This window comes from Microbacterium abyssi (genome assembly GCF_015277895.1).
Classification (GTDB): domain Bacteria; phylum Actinomycetota; class Actinomycetes; order Actinomycetales; family Microbacteriaceae; genus Microbacterium; species Microbacterium abyssi.
Genome location: NZ_CP063815.1, coordinates 1,861,332 through 1,878,395, shown reverse-complemented (window position 1 = coordinate 1,878,395; position 17,064 = coordinate 1,861,332). Strand labels below are relative to the sequence as shown.

The 17,064-nt window shown below is 68.4% G+C and carries 15 protein-coding genes; 8 read left to right on the top strand and 7 right to left on the bottom strand.

Features of this window, described 5'->3' with window-relative positions; genetic code table 11:
* Window positions 1-3 precede the first annotated feature (3 nt).
* The 5 genes from IM776_RS09110 to tkt are packed head-to-tail and all read right to left on the bottom strand — an operon-like array spanning window position 4 to window position 7,348.
* Window positions 4-939, bottom strand: coding sequence for a glucose-6-phosphate dehydrogenase assembly protein OpcA (locus IM776_RS09110; protein ID WP_194419766.1), 936 nt, complete (start codon window positions 937-939; stop codon window positions 4-6).
* A complete protein-coding gene (zwf, locus tag IM776_RS09105) occupies window positions 936-2,483 on the bottom strand; it encodes a glucose-6-phosphate dehydrogenase (RefSeq protein WP_194419765.1) in 1,548 nt (515 codons plus the stop codon). The genes IM776_RS09110 and zwf overlap by 4 nt, the downstream gene beginning before the upstream one ends.
* 49 nt (window positions 2,484-2,532) lie before the next feature.
* On the bottom strand, window positions 2,533-4,140 hold the full coding sequence (locus IM776_RS09100; RefSeq protein ID WP_194419764.1) for a glucose-6-phosphate isomerase: 1,608 nt from the start codon (window positions 4,138-4,140) through the stop codon (window positions 2,533-2,535).
* Entirely contained in the window at window positions 4,137-5,249 is a 1,113-nt protein-coding gene (gene tal, locus IM776_RS09095; protein ID WP_194419763.1) for a transaldolase, read from the bottom strand. The genes IM776_RS09100 and tal overlap by 4 nt, the downstream gene beginning before the upstream one ends.
* Window positions 5,246-7,348 (bottom strand): transketolase, encoded by a 2,103-nt coding sequence (gene tkt, locus IM776_RS09090; RefSeq protein ID WP_422730906.1) that lies wholly within the window; start codon window positions 7,346-7,348, stop codon window positions 5,246-5,248. Before tkt ends, tal begins: the two co-directional genes overlap by 4 nt.
* Before the next feature lie 224 nt (window positions 7,349-7,572).
* Between tkt and IM776_RS09085 the strand changes: the two genes are divergently transcribed.
* Window positions 7,573-8,478, top strand: coding sequence for a heme o synthase (locus tag IM776_RS09085; RefSeq protein ID WP_194419762.1), 906 nt, complete (start codon window positions 7,573-7,575; stop codon window positions 8,476-8,478).
* Here the strand turns inward: IM776_RS09085 and IM776_RS09080 are convergent.
* Complete coding sequence (locus IM776_RS09080; RefSeq protein ID WP_194419761.1) at window positions 8,424-8,882, bottom strand: hypothetical protein; 459 nt, start codon at window positions 8,880-8,882, stop codon at window positions 8,424-8,426. The genes IM776_RS09085 and IM776_RS09080 overlap by 55 nt on opposite strands.
* A 45-nt stretch (window positions 8,883-8,927) precedes the next feature.
* Window positions 8,928-10,064, bottom strand: a complete 1,137-nt coding sequence (locus IM776_RS09075; protein WP_194419760.1) for a COX15/CtaA family protein — start codon at window positions 10,062-10,064, stop codon at window positions 8,928-8,930.
* Between the two features lie 231 nt (window positions 10,065-10,295).
* On the opposite strand from IM776_RS09075, the gene sufB reads away from it, so the two are divergent.
* From sufB to IM776_RS09040, 7 genes are read left to right on the top strand one after another with little or no spacing between them, the layout of a single operon-like run.
* The gene (gene sufB / locus IM776_RS09070; RefSeq protein WP_194419759.1) at window positions 10,296-11,714 is read left to right on the top strand and encodes a Fe-S cluster assembly protein SufB; all 1,419 of its coding nucleotides are present in this window, start codon (window positions 10,296-10,298) and stop codon (window positions 11,712-11,714) included.
* Window positions 11,715-11,716: 2 nt separating this feature from the next.
* Window positions 11,717-12,871, top strand: coding sequence for a Fe-S cluster assembly protein SufD (sufD, locus tag IM776_RS09065; RefSeq protein ID WP_194419758.1), 1,155 nt, complete (start codon window positions 11,717-11,719; stop codon window positions 12,869-12,871).
* A complete protein-coding gene (locus IM776_RS09060; protein WP_194419757.1) occupies window positions 12,868-13,194 on the top strand; it encodes a non-heme iron oxygenase ferredoxin subunit in 327 nt (108 codons plus the stop codon). Before sufD ends, IM776_RS09060 begins: the two co-directional genes overlap by 4 nt.
* Before the next feature lies 1 nt (window position 13,195).
* Window positions 13,196-13,966: a Fe-S cluster assembly ATPase SufC gene (gene sufC / locus IM776_RS09055; protein WP_194419756.1), complete on the top strand. Its 771-nt coding sequence runs from the start codon at window positions 13,196-13,198 to the stop codon at window positions 13,964-13,966.
* Between the two features lie 9 nt (window positions 13,967-13,975).
* A complete protein-coding gene (locus IM776_RS09050) occupies window positions 13,976-14,305 on the top strand; it encodes a metal-sulfur cluster assembly factor (protein ID WP_194419755.1) in 330 nt (109 codons plus the stop codon).
* Between the two features lie 7 nt (window positions 14,306-14,312).
* The gene (locus IM776_RS09045; protein WP_194419754.1) at window positions 14,313-15,485 is read left to right on the top strand and encodes a MalY/PatB family protein; all 1,173 of its coding nucleotides are present in this window, start codon (window positions 14,313-14,315) and stop codon (window positions 15,483-15,485) included.
* The gene (locus IM776_RS09040) at window positions 15,482-16,843 is read left to right on the top strand and encodes an MFS transporter (RefSeq protein ID WP_194419753.1); all 1,362 of its coding nucleotides are present in this window, start codon (window positions 15,482-15,484) and stop codon (window positions 16,841-16,843) included. Before IM776_RS09045 ends, IM776_RS09040 begins: the two co-directional genes overlap by 4 nt.
* Window positions 16,844-17,064: the final 221 nt, after the last annotated feature.

Below are 17,064 nucleotides of genomic sequence, written 5' to 3'. Positions count from 1 at the left end.
GCCTTACGCTACCGCCTCAGGCGGCCCGAGCTGCTCCCAACCATCGGTGATGACACGACCGTAGAGAACATCAGGGTCCAGGCGCCGCAGCTCCTCCGCCAGGCATTCGCGCAACGTGCGCCGCGGAAGCACGAGATCGTGGTCGGGCTGATCGGGCTGCGTGAGCACCGCCACGCCGGGCTCCGGGCGCTCCAGCAGGATGTCGCCGCTGACGCGAGTCAGACGCACCGATTTGATGCCGTCCGACCAGTGCGCCGGGTCTTCGTACGACCAGCGCACAGGAACCTGCAGAGCGAGCTGCAGCCATGCGGCAAGCAGGGCTGTGGACGGAGACCCGGCGGCACCCCGCACCTCGACGGCGTCGACGGGCTCGAACGGCGGCTGGTCGAGGACGGCGGCGAGCTGCTCGCGCCAGTGCGTCAGCCGGGTCCAGGCGAGATCGGTGTCGCCTGGCGCGTGCGTCCTGCCGCGGAGCGAGAGGCGGTCGCGCACATCGGGCGTGGTCGCGGCATCCGTGATCCGGCGCTGTGCGATGCGGCCGAGTGGGGAGGAAGCCGGATCCGAAGGCGCCTCACCGGGCCACCAGGCGACCACGGGGGCATCCGGAAGCAGCAGACCCGTGATGAGGCTTTCCTCGTTGCTCGCGGCGGCGCCGTAGGCCTGAAGCACGATGACTTCGCTCGCCCCGGCATCCCCGCCGATGCGGATCTGTGCGTCGAGGTGCGCCTCGCCCTCGCCTGTGGTCAGCACGATGACGCGCATCGGGTGCTCGCGGGAGGCGTCGTTGGCGGCATCGATGGCGGCCTCGGCGACGCCGTTGCGCGCCGAGATGACCAGCGTCAGTACGCGTCCGAGGGCGACGGCACCGCCCTCTTCGCGTTCCTTCACCAGCTGCTTGGCGACCTGGCTGACGGTCGTATCGGGAAGGTCGATGATCACGGTCGTCTCCAGACTCGTCCGTCGCGGGCAAGGAGTGCATCGGCGGATGCCGGACCCCAGGAGCCGGGGGCGTACTGCTCGAGCGGAGCGCCCTGCGCGGCCCAGTACTTCTCGACCGGGTCGAGGATCTTCCAGCTCAGCTCCACCTCCTCGTGACGGGGGAACAGCGGCGGGTCGCCGAGCAGGACGTCGAGGATGAGCCGCTCATACGCCTCGGGGCTCGCCTCGGTGAAGGCGTGGCCGTAGCCGAAGTCCATCGTCACGTCGCGCACGTTCGTGCCGGTGCCGGGCACCTTCGATCCGAAGCGGATGGTGACGCCCTCGTCGGGCTGGACGCGGATGACCAGCGCGTTCTGACCGAGCTCGGAGGCGTTGCCGCGGCCGAACAGGTGCTCGGGCGCACGGTTGAACACCACGGCGATCTCGGTCACGCGGCGGCCGAGACGCTTGCCGCTGCGCAGGTAGAACGGTACGCCGGCCCAGCGCCGGTTGGCGATCTCGAGCTTGATCGCAGCGTACGTCTCGGTGCTGGAGTCGGGGTTCATCCCGTCCTCCTCGAGGAAGCCGCAGACCTCTTTGCCGCCCTGCCACCCGCCGGCGTACTGCCCACGAGCCGTAGCGAGGGAGAGGTCGTCGGGCAGTGTGACCGCCGCCAGCACCTTCTCCTTCTCGGCGCGCAGGTTCTCGGCGGAGAGGCTGATGGGCTCCTCCATCGCGGTGAGAGCCAGCAGCTGGAGCAGGTGGTTCTGGATGACGTCGCGCGCAGCTCCGATGCCGTCGTAGTAGCCGGCGCGACCGCCGACGCCGATGTCCTCGGCCATCGTGATCTGCACGTGGTCGACGTAGTTGCGGTTCCAGATGGGCTCGTACAGGGCATTCGCGAACCGCAGCGCCAGGATGTTCTGGACGGTCTCCTTGCCGAGATAGTGGTCGATCCGGAAGATCGAGTCCGCCGGGAACGCCACCTCGAGCGCTTTGTTCAGGGCACGTGCCGAATCGAGATCATGGCCGAACGGCTTCTCGATCACGACACGACGCCACTGATCGTCGCCGCGATCCTCGCCGACGAGTCCGGATTCCTTGAGCTGCTTGGCGACGAGCGGGAACGCCTTCGGCGGAATCGACAGGTAGTAGGCATGATTGCCCATCGTGCCGCGCTCGACGTCGAGCTTCTCGACGGTCTCGCGGAGCTTCGCGAACGACTCCGGGTTGTCGAACTCGCCGGAGACGAAGCGGATGCCCTGCAGCAGCTGCTTCCAGGTTTCCTCGCGGAACTCCGTGCGGGCGTGCTCCTTGACCGCCTCGTACACGACCTGCGCGAAGTCCTGGTCCTCCCAGTCACGACGCGCGAAGCCGACCAGCGCGAAGCCCGGGGGCAGGAGCCCCCGATTCGCGAGGTCGTACACCGCCGGCATGAGCTTCTTGCGCGAGAGGTCGCCGGTCACGCCGAAGATCACCAGAGCGCTGGGACCTGCGATTCGGTTGAGGCGACGGTCATCGGGGTCGCGCAGCGGGTTGTGGCCGCGTGATACGGGAACGGTCATCGGTGAGATGTACTCCAGTTGGGGTGGCTTGCGTTCAGACGGCTTCGGACTACTTCTGAGCGGCTTCGAACAGCGCGAGCACGTCAGCCGAGTCGTCGGTGATCGTGAGCGAGACGACCGGGCGGCCGTGCTCGGCGAGCACCCCGGCGTCACCGGCGGCCTGGGCCTGGATGAGCTGTCCGAAGGTGAACGGGCGGTCGGGGATCTCGAGATCCACGTCCGTGCGCTCCAGGATCTGCAGGTAGACGCCCTGCGCGGGACCGCCCTTGTGGTACTGACCGGTCGAATGCAGGAATCGCGGTCCCCAGCCGAACGTGGTCGGTCGGCCGGAGTCGGCGGCGACGAGCTCGCGGAGCCCCTGCAGCTGAGACAGCTCGAGACGGTTCACGTATGCCTGTATCGACACGTAGCCGTCCTCGGGCAGGCGTGCCCACAGAGCATCCATCACCGCTTCGATGTCGCCGGACTCGGCCAGCGTCGGGTCGGAGACCCGTACCTCGATGCCGCGCTGGACGAACGCCGGGGCGGTGGGCTCAGGACGGGCGTCGAGCAGGCCGCGTGCGGCGATCTTCGCGGATTCGACGTCGGGCTGGTCGAACGGGTTGATGCCGAGCAGGTGGCCGGCGATCGCTGTGGCGTACTCCCACACGATGAAGTTCGCGCCCAGCGAGCCGCTGACCAGGATCTCGCCCTGGTGGCGCTCGTGCAGGTGGAACTCGTTCGCATCGTCGACCAGGCGCGTGATCTGCAGATCCGCGGGCAGGGACTCGAGCTCGGGGGAGACGGGCAGCAGGACGACGGGCAGGATGCCGGTGCCCTCCTTGCCGGTGGACTCGGCGATCAGCTGCTCGATCCAGTCCGGCAACCCGACGATGTGCGTGCCGTCGGTGACGAGGCCGAGTTTGTCGCGGCGGGGGCTGGTGGCGGCGATCGCCGCGCCGAGGCGCAGCGCCGGATTGTCCGCCTGATCGACGGCGACCTGCAGCAAGGTCGCCTCCGCCTCATCCAGCAGCTCGGCGATGTCGACACCGGCGAGTCCCGACGGCACCAGGCCGAATGCCGTGAGCGCCGAATAGCGGCCCCCGACGTTCGGGTCGGCGTTGAAGACCCGGTAGCCGGCCTCGCGGGCCGAGGAGTCCAGCGGCGATCCCGGGTCGGTGACGACGACGATGCGGGAGGTCGGGTCGATCCCGATGTCGCGGAACGCGGCCTCGAAGGTGCGGCGCTGCGAGTCGGTCTCGACCGTGGAGCCGGACTTCGACGACACGACGAGCACGGATGCCGCCAGGTCGTCGTCGAGCGCTGCGAGCACCTGACCGGGTGCCGTGGAGTCGAGGATCGTCAGTGGCACGCCGGCGGTCTGCGCGATGACCTCAGGCGCGAGCGAGGACCCGCCCATTCCTGCGAGTACGACCCGGTGCACGCCCTGGGCGCGCAGCTCGTCGCGCAGGGCGACGATCTCGGACACGAGCGGACGCGAGACCGAGACGGCCTCGACCCAGCCCAGGCGCTTGGAGGCCTCCTCTTCGGCGGCGTCACCCCACAGGGTCGAGTCGAACGCCGTGATGCGCGAGGCGACCAGGTCGCCGACCAGCCGCGGCACGACCTCGTCGATCGCGGCCTTCGCCGCACCCGTGGCGTGGATCGAGAACGTCATCGCTGGGCCTCGAGCCCCTCGGCGACCTGGGTGAGCAGATCGTGCCAGGAGTCGATGAACTTCGCCACGCCCTCGTCCTCGAGCACCTGGGTCACGTCGTCGAAGTCGACACCGACCTCCTCGAGTCCGGCGAAGACCTCGCGGGCCTCGTCGTAGCCGCCGGTGATCGTGTCACCGGAGATGACACCGTGGTCGAAGGTGGCCTCGAGCGTCTTCTCGGGCATGGTGTTGACGACGCCCTGCGCGACCAACTCGGTCACGTACAGCGTGTCGGGGAGAGCCGGGTCCTTGACGCCTGTCGATGCCCAGAGCGGACGCTGCAGGTTGGCGCCGGCGTCCAGCAAGGCCTTGGCGCGGTCGCCCGCGAACGTCTTCTCGAACAGCTCGTAGGCGAGACGGGCGTTGGCCAGGCCGGCCTTGCTCTTGAGCGCCAGGGCCTCGTCGGTGCCGATGGCCGTCAGGCGCTTGTCGGTCTCCGTGTCGACACGCGAGACGAAGAACGACGCGACGGACTGGATCGTCGACAGGTCGATGCCGGCGGCCTTGGCGGTCTCGAGACCGGTCAGGTACGCGTCGATGACGTCGGCGTAGCGCTCCAGGCTGAAGATCAGGGTGACGTTGACGCTGATCCCCGCGCCGATCGCCTGTGCGATGGCCGGCAGGCCCGCCTTGGTCGCGGGGATCTTCACCAGCAGGTTCGGACGATCGATCTTCGCCCACAGCTGCTTTGCCTGCGCCACAGTGCCGTCGGTGTCGTGCGCGAGGTCGGGGGAGACCTCGATCGAGACGCGGCCGTCGACGCGGCCGGACGCCTCCCACACCGGGCGGAAGATGTCGAGGGCCGAGGTGACGTCCTGCGTGGTGGCCGCGAAGACCGCCTCTTCGGCCGAGGCGCCGGATGCCGCGAGCTCTGCGACCTGCGCGTCGTAGGAGGTGTTGTTCTTGTCGGTGATCGCGTTCGCGAAGATCGTCGGGTTGGTCGTGACGCCCGTGATGTTGCGGGACTCGATCAGCTCGGCGAGGTTGCCGGAGTCGATGCGTGTGCGGGAGAGGTCGTCCAGCCAGATGCTGACGCCGGCGTCGTGAAGGGCGGAGGTGGGGGTGCTCATGCGTTCTCCTTGATGGTCTCGCGAGCCGCCTCGACGACGGCCTCGGCGGTGATGCCGAACTTCTGGAACAGGGTCTTGTAATCGGCGGAGGCGCCGAAGTGGTCGATCGCGACCGAGCGGCCCTTGTCGCCGACGATGCCGCGCCAGGTGAGGGCGGAGCCCGCCTCGACCGAGACACGGGCGGTCACGGCCGCCGGCAGCACGGATTCGCGGTACGCGGCGTCCTGCTCGTCGAACCACTCCAGCGACGGGGCGGACACGACGCGGGCGTTCACGCCCTCGCCCGCGAGCGTCTCGCGGGCGGCGACCGCGAGCTGCACCTCGGAGCCGGTGGCGATGAGGATGACGTCCGGGGTGCCGTTCGGCGCTTCGGCGAGCACGTAGGCGCCCTTGGAGGCGTTCTGCGCGGACGCGAAGGAATCGCCGGATGCCGCGCCCTCACCGCGCTCGAACACCGAGATGTTCTGGCGCGTCAGGGCGAGGCCTGCGGGCCCGGCGTGGCGGCGCAGCAGCTCGAGCCAGACGACCGAGGTCTCGTTCGCGTCGGCGGGGCGCACGACCGTGAAGTTCGGGATTGCGCGGAGCGTGGCGAGTTGCTCCACAGGCTGGTGGGTCGGACCGTCCTCGCCCAGCGCGACGGAGTCGTGCGTCCAGACGTAGATGCTCGGGATGCCCATCAGGGCTGCCAGGCGCACCGCGGGGCGCATGTAGTCGCTGAAGATGAGGAACGTGCCGCCGAACGCGCGGGTCGGACCGTGCAGGACGATGCCGTTGACGATCGCGCCCATGGCGTGCTCGCGGATGCCGAAGTGCAGCACCCGGCCATACGGGTTGCCCGACCACTCGTGCGTCGACCACTCGGAGGGGATGAACGACGCGGCATCCTTGATGGTGGTCAGGTTCGACTCGGCGAGGTCGGCCGACCCGCCCCAGAGCTCGGGGAGCTCGGCGGCGAGGGCGTTGATGACCTGGCCGGACGCGGCGCGGGTCGAGACGTCCTTGCCCGACTCGAAGACGGGGAGCGCCGAGGCGATGTCCTCGGGCAGCTCCTTCGCCTCGACGCGGTCGAGCAGCGCCTTGCGCTCCGGGTTCGCCTGAGCCCACGCGTCGAACGACTTCTGCCACTCGGCACGCTCGTCCGCGGCGCGATCGGCGAGCTGACGGGTGTGGGCGATGATGTCGTCCGCGACGACGAAGGTCTGCTCCGGGTCGAACCCGAGGACCTGCTTGGTGGCGGCGAGCTCATCGGCCCCGAGCGCCGAGCCGTGGATCTTTCCGGTGTTCTGCTTGCCGGGGGAGGGCCAGCCGATGATCGTCTTGAGGATGATCAGCGAGGGCTTGTCCGTCTCGCCCTTCGCAGCCTCGACGGCCGCGAACAGCTCGGCGACGTCCTCGACGTACTCGCCGGTCTTCTTCCAGTCCACCGTCTGCACGTGCCAGCCGTACGCCTCGTAGCGCTTCGCGACGTCCTCGGTGAAGGCGACGTTCGTGTCGTCCTCGATGGAGATCTGGTTCGAGTCGTAGAACGCGATCAGGTTGCCAAGCTGCTGGTGTCCGGCGAGCGAGCCGGCTTCACTGGTGACGCCCTCCTGCAGGTCGCCGTCTCCGGCGATCACATACACGAAGTGGTCGAACGGGCTCGTGCCGGCGGCGGCGTCCGGGTCGAACAGACCGCGCTCGTAGCGGGCGGCGTAGGCGAACCCCACGGCGGATGCCAGTCCCTGGCCCAGCGGGCCCGTAGTGATCTCCACGCCCTTGGTGTGGCCGTACTCCGGGTGGCCTGGGGTCTTCGAGCCCCACGTGCGCAACGACTTGAGGTCGTCGAGTTCGAGACCGAACCCGCCGAGGTACAACTGCACGTACTGGGTGAGCGAGGAGTGGCCCGCGGAGAGGATGAAGCGGTCGCGGCCAAGCCAGTCGACATCGTTCGGGTCGTGGCGCAGCACGCGCTGGTACAGGAGGTACGCGGCGGGAGCCAGGCTCATCGCGGTTCCGGGGTGACCGTTGCCGACCTTCTCCACGGCATCCGCCGCGAGAATCCGCGCGGTGTCCACCGCGCGTCGATCGATCTCAGCCCACTGCAGTTCGGTCACGGTCATGCCCTTTCCAACAACTTACGAGGGCGCCCGATTCCCTGGCGCATCCGCATCGTCACGGACAGGTGCACAGCGCCGGGCGCGCGAGTGAGTTTCAGCTTAGCGTCGAGCCGGTACCGGAGAAGTGACATTTCGCTCCGTTGCCACGGGAGGGAGACGGCGGCGGCTGGACTAGACTGGATGGGGTTGTCGGAGTGTGCGCGGAGGAGGCGATCGATATCTCGACCATGTCGCAGGCGACGGCGGTGAAGCGGCCGATCGGTCAGACGATCAAGGGCTATGTCGCGTTGACCAAGCCTCGTGTCCTGGAACTCCTCCTCGTCTCCACGGTGCCGGTCATGTTCCTGGCCGAGGGCGGCATGCCGAACCTCTGGCTGGTGCTGGCCACGGTCATCGGCGGGTCGATGAGCGCAGGATCCGCGGCGTCGTTCAACATGTACCTGGACAGGGACATGGACGCGCACATGCACCGCACCGAGAACCGTCCGATCGTGACCGGCCAGATCGCGCCGCGCTCCGCGCTGATCTTCTCGTGGACGCTGGCCGTGGCCTCCACGATCTGGCTGCTGGCGACGACCAACTGGCTGACCGCCGTCCTGTCGGTGTCCGCCATCTTCTTCTACGTCGTGATCTACACGATGATCCTCAAGCGCCGCACCGAGCAGAACATCATCTGGGGCGGCATCGCGGGCTGCTTCCCCGTCGTCATCGGCTGGTCGGCCGTCACCGGCGACGTGGCATGGCCGGCGATCGTGCTGTTCGCCCTGGTCTTCCTGTGGACGCCGGCGCACTACTGGCCGCTGTCGATGAAGTACCGCGACGACTACGAGGGTGCGGACGTACCCATGCTCGGCGTCACGCGCAATGCCTCGCAGGTCGGGCTGCAGGTGATCCTTTACGCATGGGCCACGGTGGCCTGCTCCCTGCTGTTGATCCCCGTCGCGGGAATGGGCCTGGTGTACACGGCATCCGCTCTCGTCTTCGGCGGATGGTTCGTATACGAGTCGCACCGCCTGTATGACCAGGCGGTGCGAGGCTCGAATCCGCGGCCGATGCGTGTGTTCCACGCATCGATCACCTACTTGACGCTGATCTTCGTCGCCGTCGCGGTCGACCCGCTGCTGCCGTTCTGAGCGTCGCGCTCCTCATCGGCATCTGAGCCGTCGTCCGTGCCGGCGGTCTGCGCGGTTTCGGGCTGGTCGATCTCCGCAACCTGGGGGGCCGGCTGGGGTTCCGACGTCCAGTCGATCGGCTCCACGGCCACAGGTGCCTGCGCAGGCATGAGTGCCTTCGCTGCCGTGAGGCCGAGGGCGATCAGGATGCCGATGACACCCGCGCCGAGGACGACGGCCCCGACGACGATCAGGGGCTGTCCGACGTAGACCTCGACGCCCGTCGCCGTGCCGGTGACCAGGGCCGTGGCCATGGTCGTGGTCTGGTCGTAGACGAGCCAGCCGCCGACGGCGACCGATGCGAGGGACAGGACCAGGAGCAGCCAGTACGAGATGCTGCGTGTGAGTGATGTCGTCTTGTTCATGTCGGCCAGCATCCAGAACGTCCTGATGCGGGCCCGATGAGCGCGCTATGCGTGGGCTGAGTGCGTCGCGCCCGGAACAGGCTCCGCGGCGGCGACCGATCGCTTCATCTTCAGCACGGAGACGGTGTAGGCCGCGGCGCTCAGCGCCGCGAGCACCATGTGGATTCCGACGAGGAGCTCCGGCAGGCCTTCGCGTGCCTGCCAGACGCCCACGCCGACCTGGACGAGGATCGCGACGACGAGCACGAGCAGCCAGCGACGGGGCTCCAGGCGCAGAATCCAGGCGGAGATCGCGAGCGCGGCCACGAGCGCGGCGAGGATGTAGCCGGGCCAGGAGTGCACGTGGGCGAGGACGGTGGCATCGAAGCCGTCGCGCACGACGTTCGCGTCGCCCGAATGAGGGCCGGAGCCGGTCGTCAGCACGCCGAAGAAGATCGTCATGGCGAGGGCGAGCCCCGTCACGTGCGACAGGATCGCGAACCAGCGCGGGACGACGCTCATGCGCACGCCGGCCGGCTCCTTCATGCGGACGAGGAACGCCGCGGTGACGCACACCAGGACGAGCGATGAGGCGTAATGGAAGCCGACGATGAACGGATTGAGGCCCGTGAGCACCGTGATGCCCCCGACGAAGGCCTGTGCCACGACGCCGATCAGCGTGAGCCAGGCGAGGGCGGCGAGGTCTCGCCGCTCCGAGGTGATCCGCAGCGAGTGCACGGCGCCGACCACGGTGGCGAGGATGAGTCCCACGGCGAAGAAGGCGAACGGCTCGTCGACGAGCAGTGCGGCGATGCCGAAGCAGATCACGCCGGTGACGATGCCGCCCAGCGCGAACCACAGCGCGGCGACCAGTGAGCGCCGGCCGCCGACCGCGTGAAGGGTGAGCAGGAGCACGGCGATCGCCAGCAGGCCGACGACCCCGGTCATGGTGCGGTTGCCGAACTCGATGATGCCGTGGATCCCCTGCACCTCGTAGATCGGCACGAGCGACTCCGGCGTGCACAGCGGCCAGTCCGAGCATCCGAGGCCGGAACCGGTCAGGCGCACGGCCCCGCCCGTGCCGATGATGATGACCTCCGCGAGGAACGACAGCCAGGCCAGTACGCGCAGCGGCTGGCCGATGGTTCCGGTCTGCCGGCCGTTCCGCATCGACGGGACGGCGGGAGCGATGGTGTCGGGCATGTGTCCTCCGGCCCGCGCCTGAGCACGCGGGCACGGCCCGGTTGTCAGGGGGAACCTGTAGAATCGGATTGTTACGATGCACGCGCATTATGCGAGGAGCACCGCTAACAGTTTAGGCGCGAAGAATGCGTCCGTGATGAGGCCCACCAGCGGCACCGATTCCCATTGCAACCGATGGGGTTCGGCATGCCGGGGCGGATGACACCGTTGAGGCCCAACAAGGAGAGTGTGATGTCGGATGTGCTGATCGACCGCCCAGAGCTCGATGGTCTGGGGGTGTACGAGTTCGGCTGGCACGATGAAGACGCAGCCGGTGCGATCGCCAAGCGCGGTCTCTCAGAGGACGTCGTCCGCGGGATCTCCGCGCTCAAGGACGAACCCGAATGGATGCTGAAGACCCGTCTGAAGGGTCTGTCGCTGTTCGGTCGCAAGCCGATGCCCACCTGGGGTGCCGACCTCAGCGAGATCGACTTCGACAACATCAAGTACTTCGTCCGCTCCACAGAGAAGCAGGCGCAGTCGTGGGAAGACCTTCCCGCCGAGATCCGCGAGACCTACGAGCGTCTCGGCATCCCCGAGGCCGAGCGTCAGCGCCTGGTCGCCGGCGTCGCCGCGCAGTACGAGTCCGAGGTCGTCTACCACCAGATCCGCGAGGACCTGGAGGAGCAGGGCGTCATCTTCATGGACACCGACACCGCGCTGCGCGAGCACCCCGAGTTCTTCGAGGAGTACTTCGGCACCGTCATCCCCGCCGGCGACAACAAGTTCGCGGCGCTGAACACCGCCGTCTGGTCCGGCGGATCCTTCGTGTACGTCCCGAAGGGCGTGCACGTGGAGATCCCGCTGCAGGCGTACTTCCGCATCAACACCGAGAACATGGGCCAGTTCGAGCGGACCCTGATCATCGCCGACGAGGACAGCTACGTCCACTACATCGAGGGCTGCACCGCCCCGATCTACAAGTCGGACTCGCTGCACTCGGCCGTCGTCGAGATCATCGTGAAGAAGAACGCCCGTGTGCGCTACACGACGATCCAGAACTGGTCGAACAACGTCTACAACCTGGTCACCAAGCGCGCCGTGGCGCACGAGGGCGCGACCATGGAGTGGGTCGACGGGAACATCGGCTCCAAGGTGACGATGAAGTACCCGTCGATCTATCTGATGGGTGAGCACGCCAAGGGCGAGACCCTCTCCGTCGCCTTCGCCGGGCCCGGCCAGCATCAGGATGCCGGCGCCAAGATGGTCCACATGGCGCCGTACACGCAGTCGTCGATCGTCTCAAAGTCGATCGCCCGCGGCGGAGGACGCGCCGGGTACCGCGGCGAGGTGCGGGTGGATCCCGCAGCTCACCACTCCGCCAACTCCGTGGTCTGCGACGCTCTGCTCGTCGACACGCAGTCGCGGTCCGACACCTATCCGTCGATCGACATCCGCGTCGACGACGTGAAGCTCGGTCACGAGGCGACGGTGTCGAAGGTCAGTGAAGAGCAGCTGTTCTACCTGATGAGCCGCGGTATGGAAGAGACCGAGGCGATGTCGATGATCGTGCGCGGCTTCATCGAGCCGATCGCCCGGGAGCTGCCGATGGAGTACGCGATGGAGCTCAACAAGCTCATCGAGATGGGCATGGAAGGATCGGTCGGCTGAGAATGACGACGGCATACACCGAGGTCGAGCCTGCCTTCGTACCGGTTCAGACCCGATCAGAGCGCCCCCGCTCGTTCGACCCCGAGGACTTCGGCACGCCGAACGGCCGCGAGGTCAACTGGAAGCACACTCCCATCGCACGCCTCGCCGGCATGTTCGCGCCCGCCGTGGCAGGCGACGGCGTCGTGTACGAGGTCGAGACGGGCGCGCAGTTCGTCTCTGCGCCGCTCGCGGCAGGCAGCACTCCGCGCGGCGAGTTCTTCGTTCCGGAAGACATCGTGGCCGCCGCTGCCTGGCAGGGCACGGATGAGGGCATGCACGTGCGCATCCCCCGCGATGAGGAGGTCGCCGAGCCCATCCTCGTGACGATCACCGGCCAGGGCGCCGACAAGCGCGCCGATGCCCACATCGTGATCGAGGCGCTCGAGAACAGCGCAGCGACGGTGGTCCTCCGTCACCGCGGTTCCGCGCAGTACGCGCAGAACGTCGAGATCATCGCACGGCCGGGCTCCCGCCTCACGGTCATCACGGTGCAGCGCTGGGAGGACGACGCGGTCCACGCGGCATCCCACCAGGCCCGAGTCGACAAGGATGCCGTCCTGAAGCACTTCGTGATCAGCTTCGGCGGCGGCATCGTGCGTGTGAACCCCACCGTCGAACTCTCCGGAACCGGCTCCGAGGGTCGCCTGTACGGTCTGTCCTACGCGGATGCCGGTCAGCACCTGGAGAGCCAGGTCTACCTGCACCACAAGGGCGCGCACACCACCGGCGACGTCCTGTACAAGGGCGCGCTGCAGGGCGAGAGCGCGCACAGCGTCTGGATCGGCGACGTGCTGATCGGACCGGACGCCACCGGCACCGACTCCTATGAGGCCAACCGCAACCTGGTCCTCACCGAGGGCGCGCGCGCCGACTCGATCCCGAACCTCGAGATCCAAACCGGCGACATCCAGGGCGCAGGGCACGCCAGCGCCACCGGTCGCTTCGACGACGAGCAGCTGTTCTATCTGCAGGCACGCGGCATCGACGAGGAGGAGGCACGACGACTGGTCGTGCTCGGATTCCTCAGCGACATCGTGCAGCGGCTGGGCATCCCCGCCATCGAGGAGGAACTGCTCGCCGCCATCGAGATCGAGCTCGCGGCGGTGAACGCGTGAGCGCACAGCGCGCATGCGGTGTGAGCGACCTCGAACAGGACACACCGCTGCGCGTGGAGCTCGACGGCGTGCCGATCGCGCTCGTCCTCGACTCCGAGGGTGACATCCACGCCATCGGAGACACCTGCACCCACGGCGACATCTCGCTGTCCGAGGGCTTCGTCGAAGGCAAGACGCTGGAATGCTGGGCGCACGGCTCGGCCTTCTCGCTGTGCACCGGCAAGCCCCTCAACCTCCCCGCTTTCGAGCCCGTCCCGGTCTATGTCGTCGAGATCGACGGCGACGACGTGCTCATCGACCCGACCGTCACGAAGGAAGTCTGAAATGTCTGTTCTTGAGATCCGCGACCTGCATGTCTCGGTCGAGACCGAGGCCGGGGCGAACCCGATCCTCAATGGAATCAACCTCACGATGAAGACCGGTGAGACGCACGCCATCATGGGCCCCAACGGCTCCGGCAAGTCCACACTCGCGTACACGATCGCCGGCCACCCGAAGTACACCGTCACCGGCGGCTCTATCACGTTCGACGGTGAGGACGTCCTGGCGATGTCCGTCGACGAGCGCGCCCGCGCAGGGCTCTTCCTCGCGATGCAGTACCCGGTCGAGATCCCCGGTGTCACGGTGACGAACTTCCTGCGCACCGCGAAGACGGCCCTGGACTGCGAGGCTCCCTCGATCCGCTCCTGGACGAAGGACGTCAAGTCGGCCATGACGAACCTGCGCATGGACCCGAAGTTCGCGCAGCGCAACGTCAACGAGGGCTTCTCCGGCGGTGAGAAGAAGCGTCACGAGATCCTGCAGCTCGAAGTGCTCGCACCGAAGTTCGCCATCCTCGACGAGACCGACTCCGGCCTCGACGTCGACGCGCTGAAGATCGTGTCCGAGGGCGTGAACCGCGCCAAGGAGGCCACCGGCCTCGGCGTGCTGCTCATCACGCACTACACGCGCATCCTCCGCTACATCCGCCCCGACTACGTCCACGTCGTCGTCGCGGGCAAGATCGTCGAAGAGGGCGGCCCCGAGCTGGCCGACCGTCTCGAGGAAGAGGGCTACGACCGCTTCCTCGACCCCAGCGCCCCCATCGAGGCGTAGGCTGATGGCATGACCGCGACTCTTGCCCCTGAGAAGTTCGACGAGGTCACCGAAGCTCTCAAGGACGTGATGGATCCCGAGCTCGGGATCAACGTCGTCGACCTCGGACTCATCTACGACCTCGCCTGGGACGACGAGAACGACGCCCTGGTGATCCACATGACGCTCACCAGCGCCGGCTGCCCGCTCACGGACGTGCTCGAAGAGCAGACCGCGCAGGCGCTGGATGCCGTCGTCGACCGGTTCCGCATCAACTGGGTGTGGATGCCGCCGTGGGGCCCCGAGCGGATCACCGACGACGGGCGTGACATGATGCGCGCCCTCGGCTTCGCCATCTAGCAGTGCCGTGAGCACGCCGGTTCGCGCGCTCGCGCTCGAGCAGCTCCGCGAGCGCACCAGCGAGAAGTGGCGGGAGTACCCCGCAGACGTCCTGCCGCTGTTCGTCGCCGAGACCGACTTCCCGCTCGCCCCGGCGATCACGCGTGCGCTCGAGCGCGCCGTGCGCACCGGCGACACCGGCTACGTCGCCTCCCGCACGCCGCTCGCCGCAGCCTATGCGGAGTTCGCAGAGCGCCGGTTCGGCTGGGCGCCCGATCCCGCACGAATGCGCTCGACGGCCGACGTCAGCATGGGCATCGTGGAGATCCTGCGCCGCGTGACCTCACCGGGCGAACGCGTCATCGTGATGCCGCCCGTCTACCCGCCTTTCTACGAACTCGTCGAAGAAGCCGGCGCGGTCGTCGAGCGCGTGCCGCTGTGCGACACCGGGACGGCCTGGGAGATCGATCTCGACGGCATCCGCTCGGCCCTCGAAGACGGTGCACGGGCCATCCTGCTCTGCAGCCCGCACAATCCGACCGGCACCGTGCATTCGGCAGCCTCCCTCGCGGCACTCGCCGAACTCGCCACCGCTCACGATGCGGCGGTCGTCTCCGACGAGATCCACGCGCCTCTGGCGCAGCCGGACGCGGGGTTCACGCCATTCCTCGCGGTGTCGGATGCCGCGCGCGAGATCGGCTACGCCGTGGTCAGCGCGAGCAAGGCGTTCAATCTCGCGGGGCTCAAGTGCGCGCTCATGGCCACGGCATCCGACGGCCCGACGCGTGTCGTGAAGTCTCTGCCGATCGAGGTCGAGTGGCGCACGGGGCAGTTCGGCATGCTCGCGGCCGTCGCGGCGTTCTCGGAGGAGAGCGACGAATGGCTGGACGGCCTGCTCGCGACGCTGGACGAGAACCGTCGCCTCGTCGCCGACCTGCTCGCAGAGCATCTCCCCGACGCCCGCTATCGGATGCCGGACGCCGGCTATCTCGCCTGGATCGATCTCACCGGCCTCGGCTGGGGTGCGAATCCCTCCAAGCGGATCCTCCGTGAGGCCAAGGTCGCGCTGCACTTCGGACCCGCCTTCGGGGCCGAGGGAGCCGGTCACGTGCGGCTGAACTTCGGCACGAGCCCGGAGATCATCGCCGAGGCCATCGCCCGCATCGGCGCACTGCAGGCGCGCGAGCCGCACGACGCATGAGCGTCCCGGCCGCTGCGTCGATCTGGGACCGAGAACGCATCTGGGTCACGGCTGGCGCGATCGCCCTGATCTTCCTCGGCGCGATCGAAGCCCTCGCGGTCACCACGGTGATGCCGGTCGTGAGCGCGGCCCTCGACGGACAGGCGCTGTACGCGGTCGCATTCGCGGGGACGCTTGCCACGAGTGTCATCGGCATGGTCGCATGCGGTGCGTGGTCGGATGCGCGCGGTCCGCGCGGTGCGCTGTACGCGGCGGTGTCGCTGTTCATCGCAGGGCTGCTGATCTCGGGCTTCGCGTTCACGATGGAGCAGTTCCTCATCGGCCGGCTCGTGCAGGGCCTCGGTGCAGGCGGGCAGACCGTGGCGCTGTACGTGGTCGTCGCGCGGCTCTATCCGCCGCACCTGCACGGGCGGATCTTCGCGGCCTTCGCCGCGGCCTGGGTCGTGCCCGCCATGATCGGACCGTTTCTCGCCGGAGCCGTCGCGGAATTCCTAGATTGGCGCTGGGCCTTCCTCGGCGTCGCTGTGCTCACGGCCATCGCCTTCCTGATGATCGCCGTGCGCCTGCGTGCCCTCGACCTCGGCGGTGGCGACAGCGCTGGCATCGCGGGACTCGGCAGGCGCCTGCTGCTGGCCGTCGTTGTCGCGGTCGCAGCCGTCGCGGTCGGGCTGTCCGCCGACGCTCCGCCGGCGCTCGGCTGGCCACTGGCCCTGATCGCGCTGGTGATCATCGGCTTCTCGGTCGTGCCGCTCCTGCCGAAGGGAACGCTCCGGTCGGCGCGCGGCCTGCCGAGCGTGGTGCTCGTGCGCGGGCTCGTCGCCGGCGCGTTCTTCGCCGCCGAGGCGTACATCCCCTACCTGCTCATGGCGGAGTTCGGCTTCACCCCGACATGGGCGGGAATCGCGCTGATGCTCGCGGCCTTCGCGTGGGCAGGAGGATCCGCCCTCCAGGGGAGGTACGGCGAGAAGCTGGGCAACCGGCGCATCGCGCTCGTCAGCCTCGCACTCATCCTCTTCGCGCTCGTCAGCGTGCTCATCACGGCGCTCACCGGCGCGAGCCCCGTCATCATCGTGATCGGCTGGGGCTTCGCCGGCGGCGGCATGGGTCTGCTGTACCCGCGGCTCACGGTCCTGACGCTGGCGTACTCGGCACCGGGCAACGCCGGGTTCAACTCGTCGGCGCTGTCGATCTCGGATGCCACCGGCTCAGCGGTCGCGGTCGCCCTGGCAGGGCTGGGCGTTGCGACCCTGGGCGGCGGTGCGGAGGCGTTTCCGCTCGTGTTCGCCTTCGCGATCGGCGTGATGCTGCTCGCGATGCTGCCGGGACTCCGGCTCGGCCACGGCGCAGAGCCCGGCTGAGCAGCCGCGGCCTCGAGCTTCGCCGGACGCCGGGTGCGCGCCAGCCGCAGGGCCGCGATCATCAGCAGCACCGTGATCGCCGCGGTGATCGGGGTGGCGCCGAGCACGAGAAGACCGACGACGGCGCCGATGCCGATCACCGAGGCGCCCACGAGACGCGGGGTCGCGTCCGTGTGGCTGGGCGCGGAGCGCGCCTCGATCCGGGCGAAGACCATCACGAC

Excerpts from the sequence above, each read along its gene's own strand:
- zwf (WP_194419765.1), bottom strand. The coding sequence starts at position 2,483 with ATGACCGTTCCCGTATCACGCGGCCACAACCCGCTGCGCGACCCCGAT.
- IM776_RS09100 (WP_194419764.1), bottom strand. The coding sequence starts at position 4,140 with ATGACGTTCTCGATCCACGCCACGGGTGCGGCGAAGGCCGCGATCGAC.
- tal (WP_194419763.1), bottom strand. The coding sequence starts at position 5,249 with ATGAGCACCCCCACCTCCGCCCTTCACGACGCCGGCGTCAGCATCTGG.
- tkt (WP_422730906.1), bottom strand. The coding sequence starts at position 7,348 with ATGACCGTGACCGAACTGCAGTGGGCTGAGATCGATCGACGCGCGGTG.
- IM776_RS09085 (WP_194419762.1), top strand. The coding sequence starts at position 7,573 with ATGTCGCAGGCGACGGCGGTGAAGCGGCCGATCGGTCAGACGATCAAG.
- IM776_RS09080 (WP_194419761.1), bottom strand. The coding sequence starts at position 8,882 with ATGAACAAGACGACATCACTCACACGCAGCATCTCGTACTGGCTGCTC.
- IM776_RS09075 (WP_194419760.1), bottom strand. The coding sequence starts at position 10,064 with ATGCCCGACACCATCGCTCCCGCCGTCCCGTCGATGCGGAACGGCCGG.
- sufB (WP_194419759.1), top strand. The coding sequence starts at position 10,296 with ATGTCGGATGTGCTGATCGACCGCCCAGAGCTCGATGGTCTGGGGGTG.
- sufD (WP_194419758.1), top strand. The coding sequence starts at position 11,717 with ATGACGACGGCATACACCGAGGTCGAGCCTGCCTTCGTACCGGTTCAG.
- sufC (WP_194419756.1), top strand. The coding sequence starts at position 13,196 with ATGTCTGTTCTTGAGATCCGCGACCTGCATGTCTCGGTCGAGACCGAG.
- IM776_RS09050 (WP_194419755.1), top strand. The coding sequence starts at position 13,976 with ATGACCGCGACTCTTGCCCCTGAGAAGTTCGACGAGGTCACCGAAGCT.
- IM776_RS09040 (WP_194419753.1), top strand. The coding sequence starts at position 15,482 with ATGAGCGTCCCGGCCGCTGCGTCGATCTGGGACCGAGAACGCATCTGG.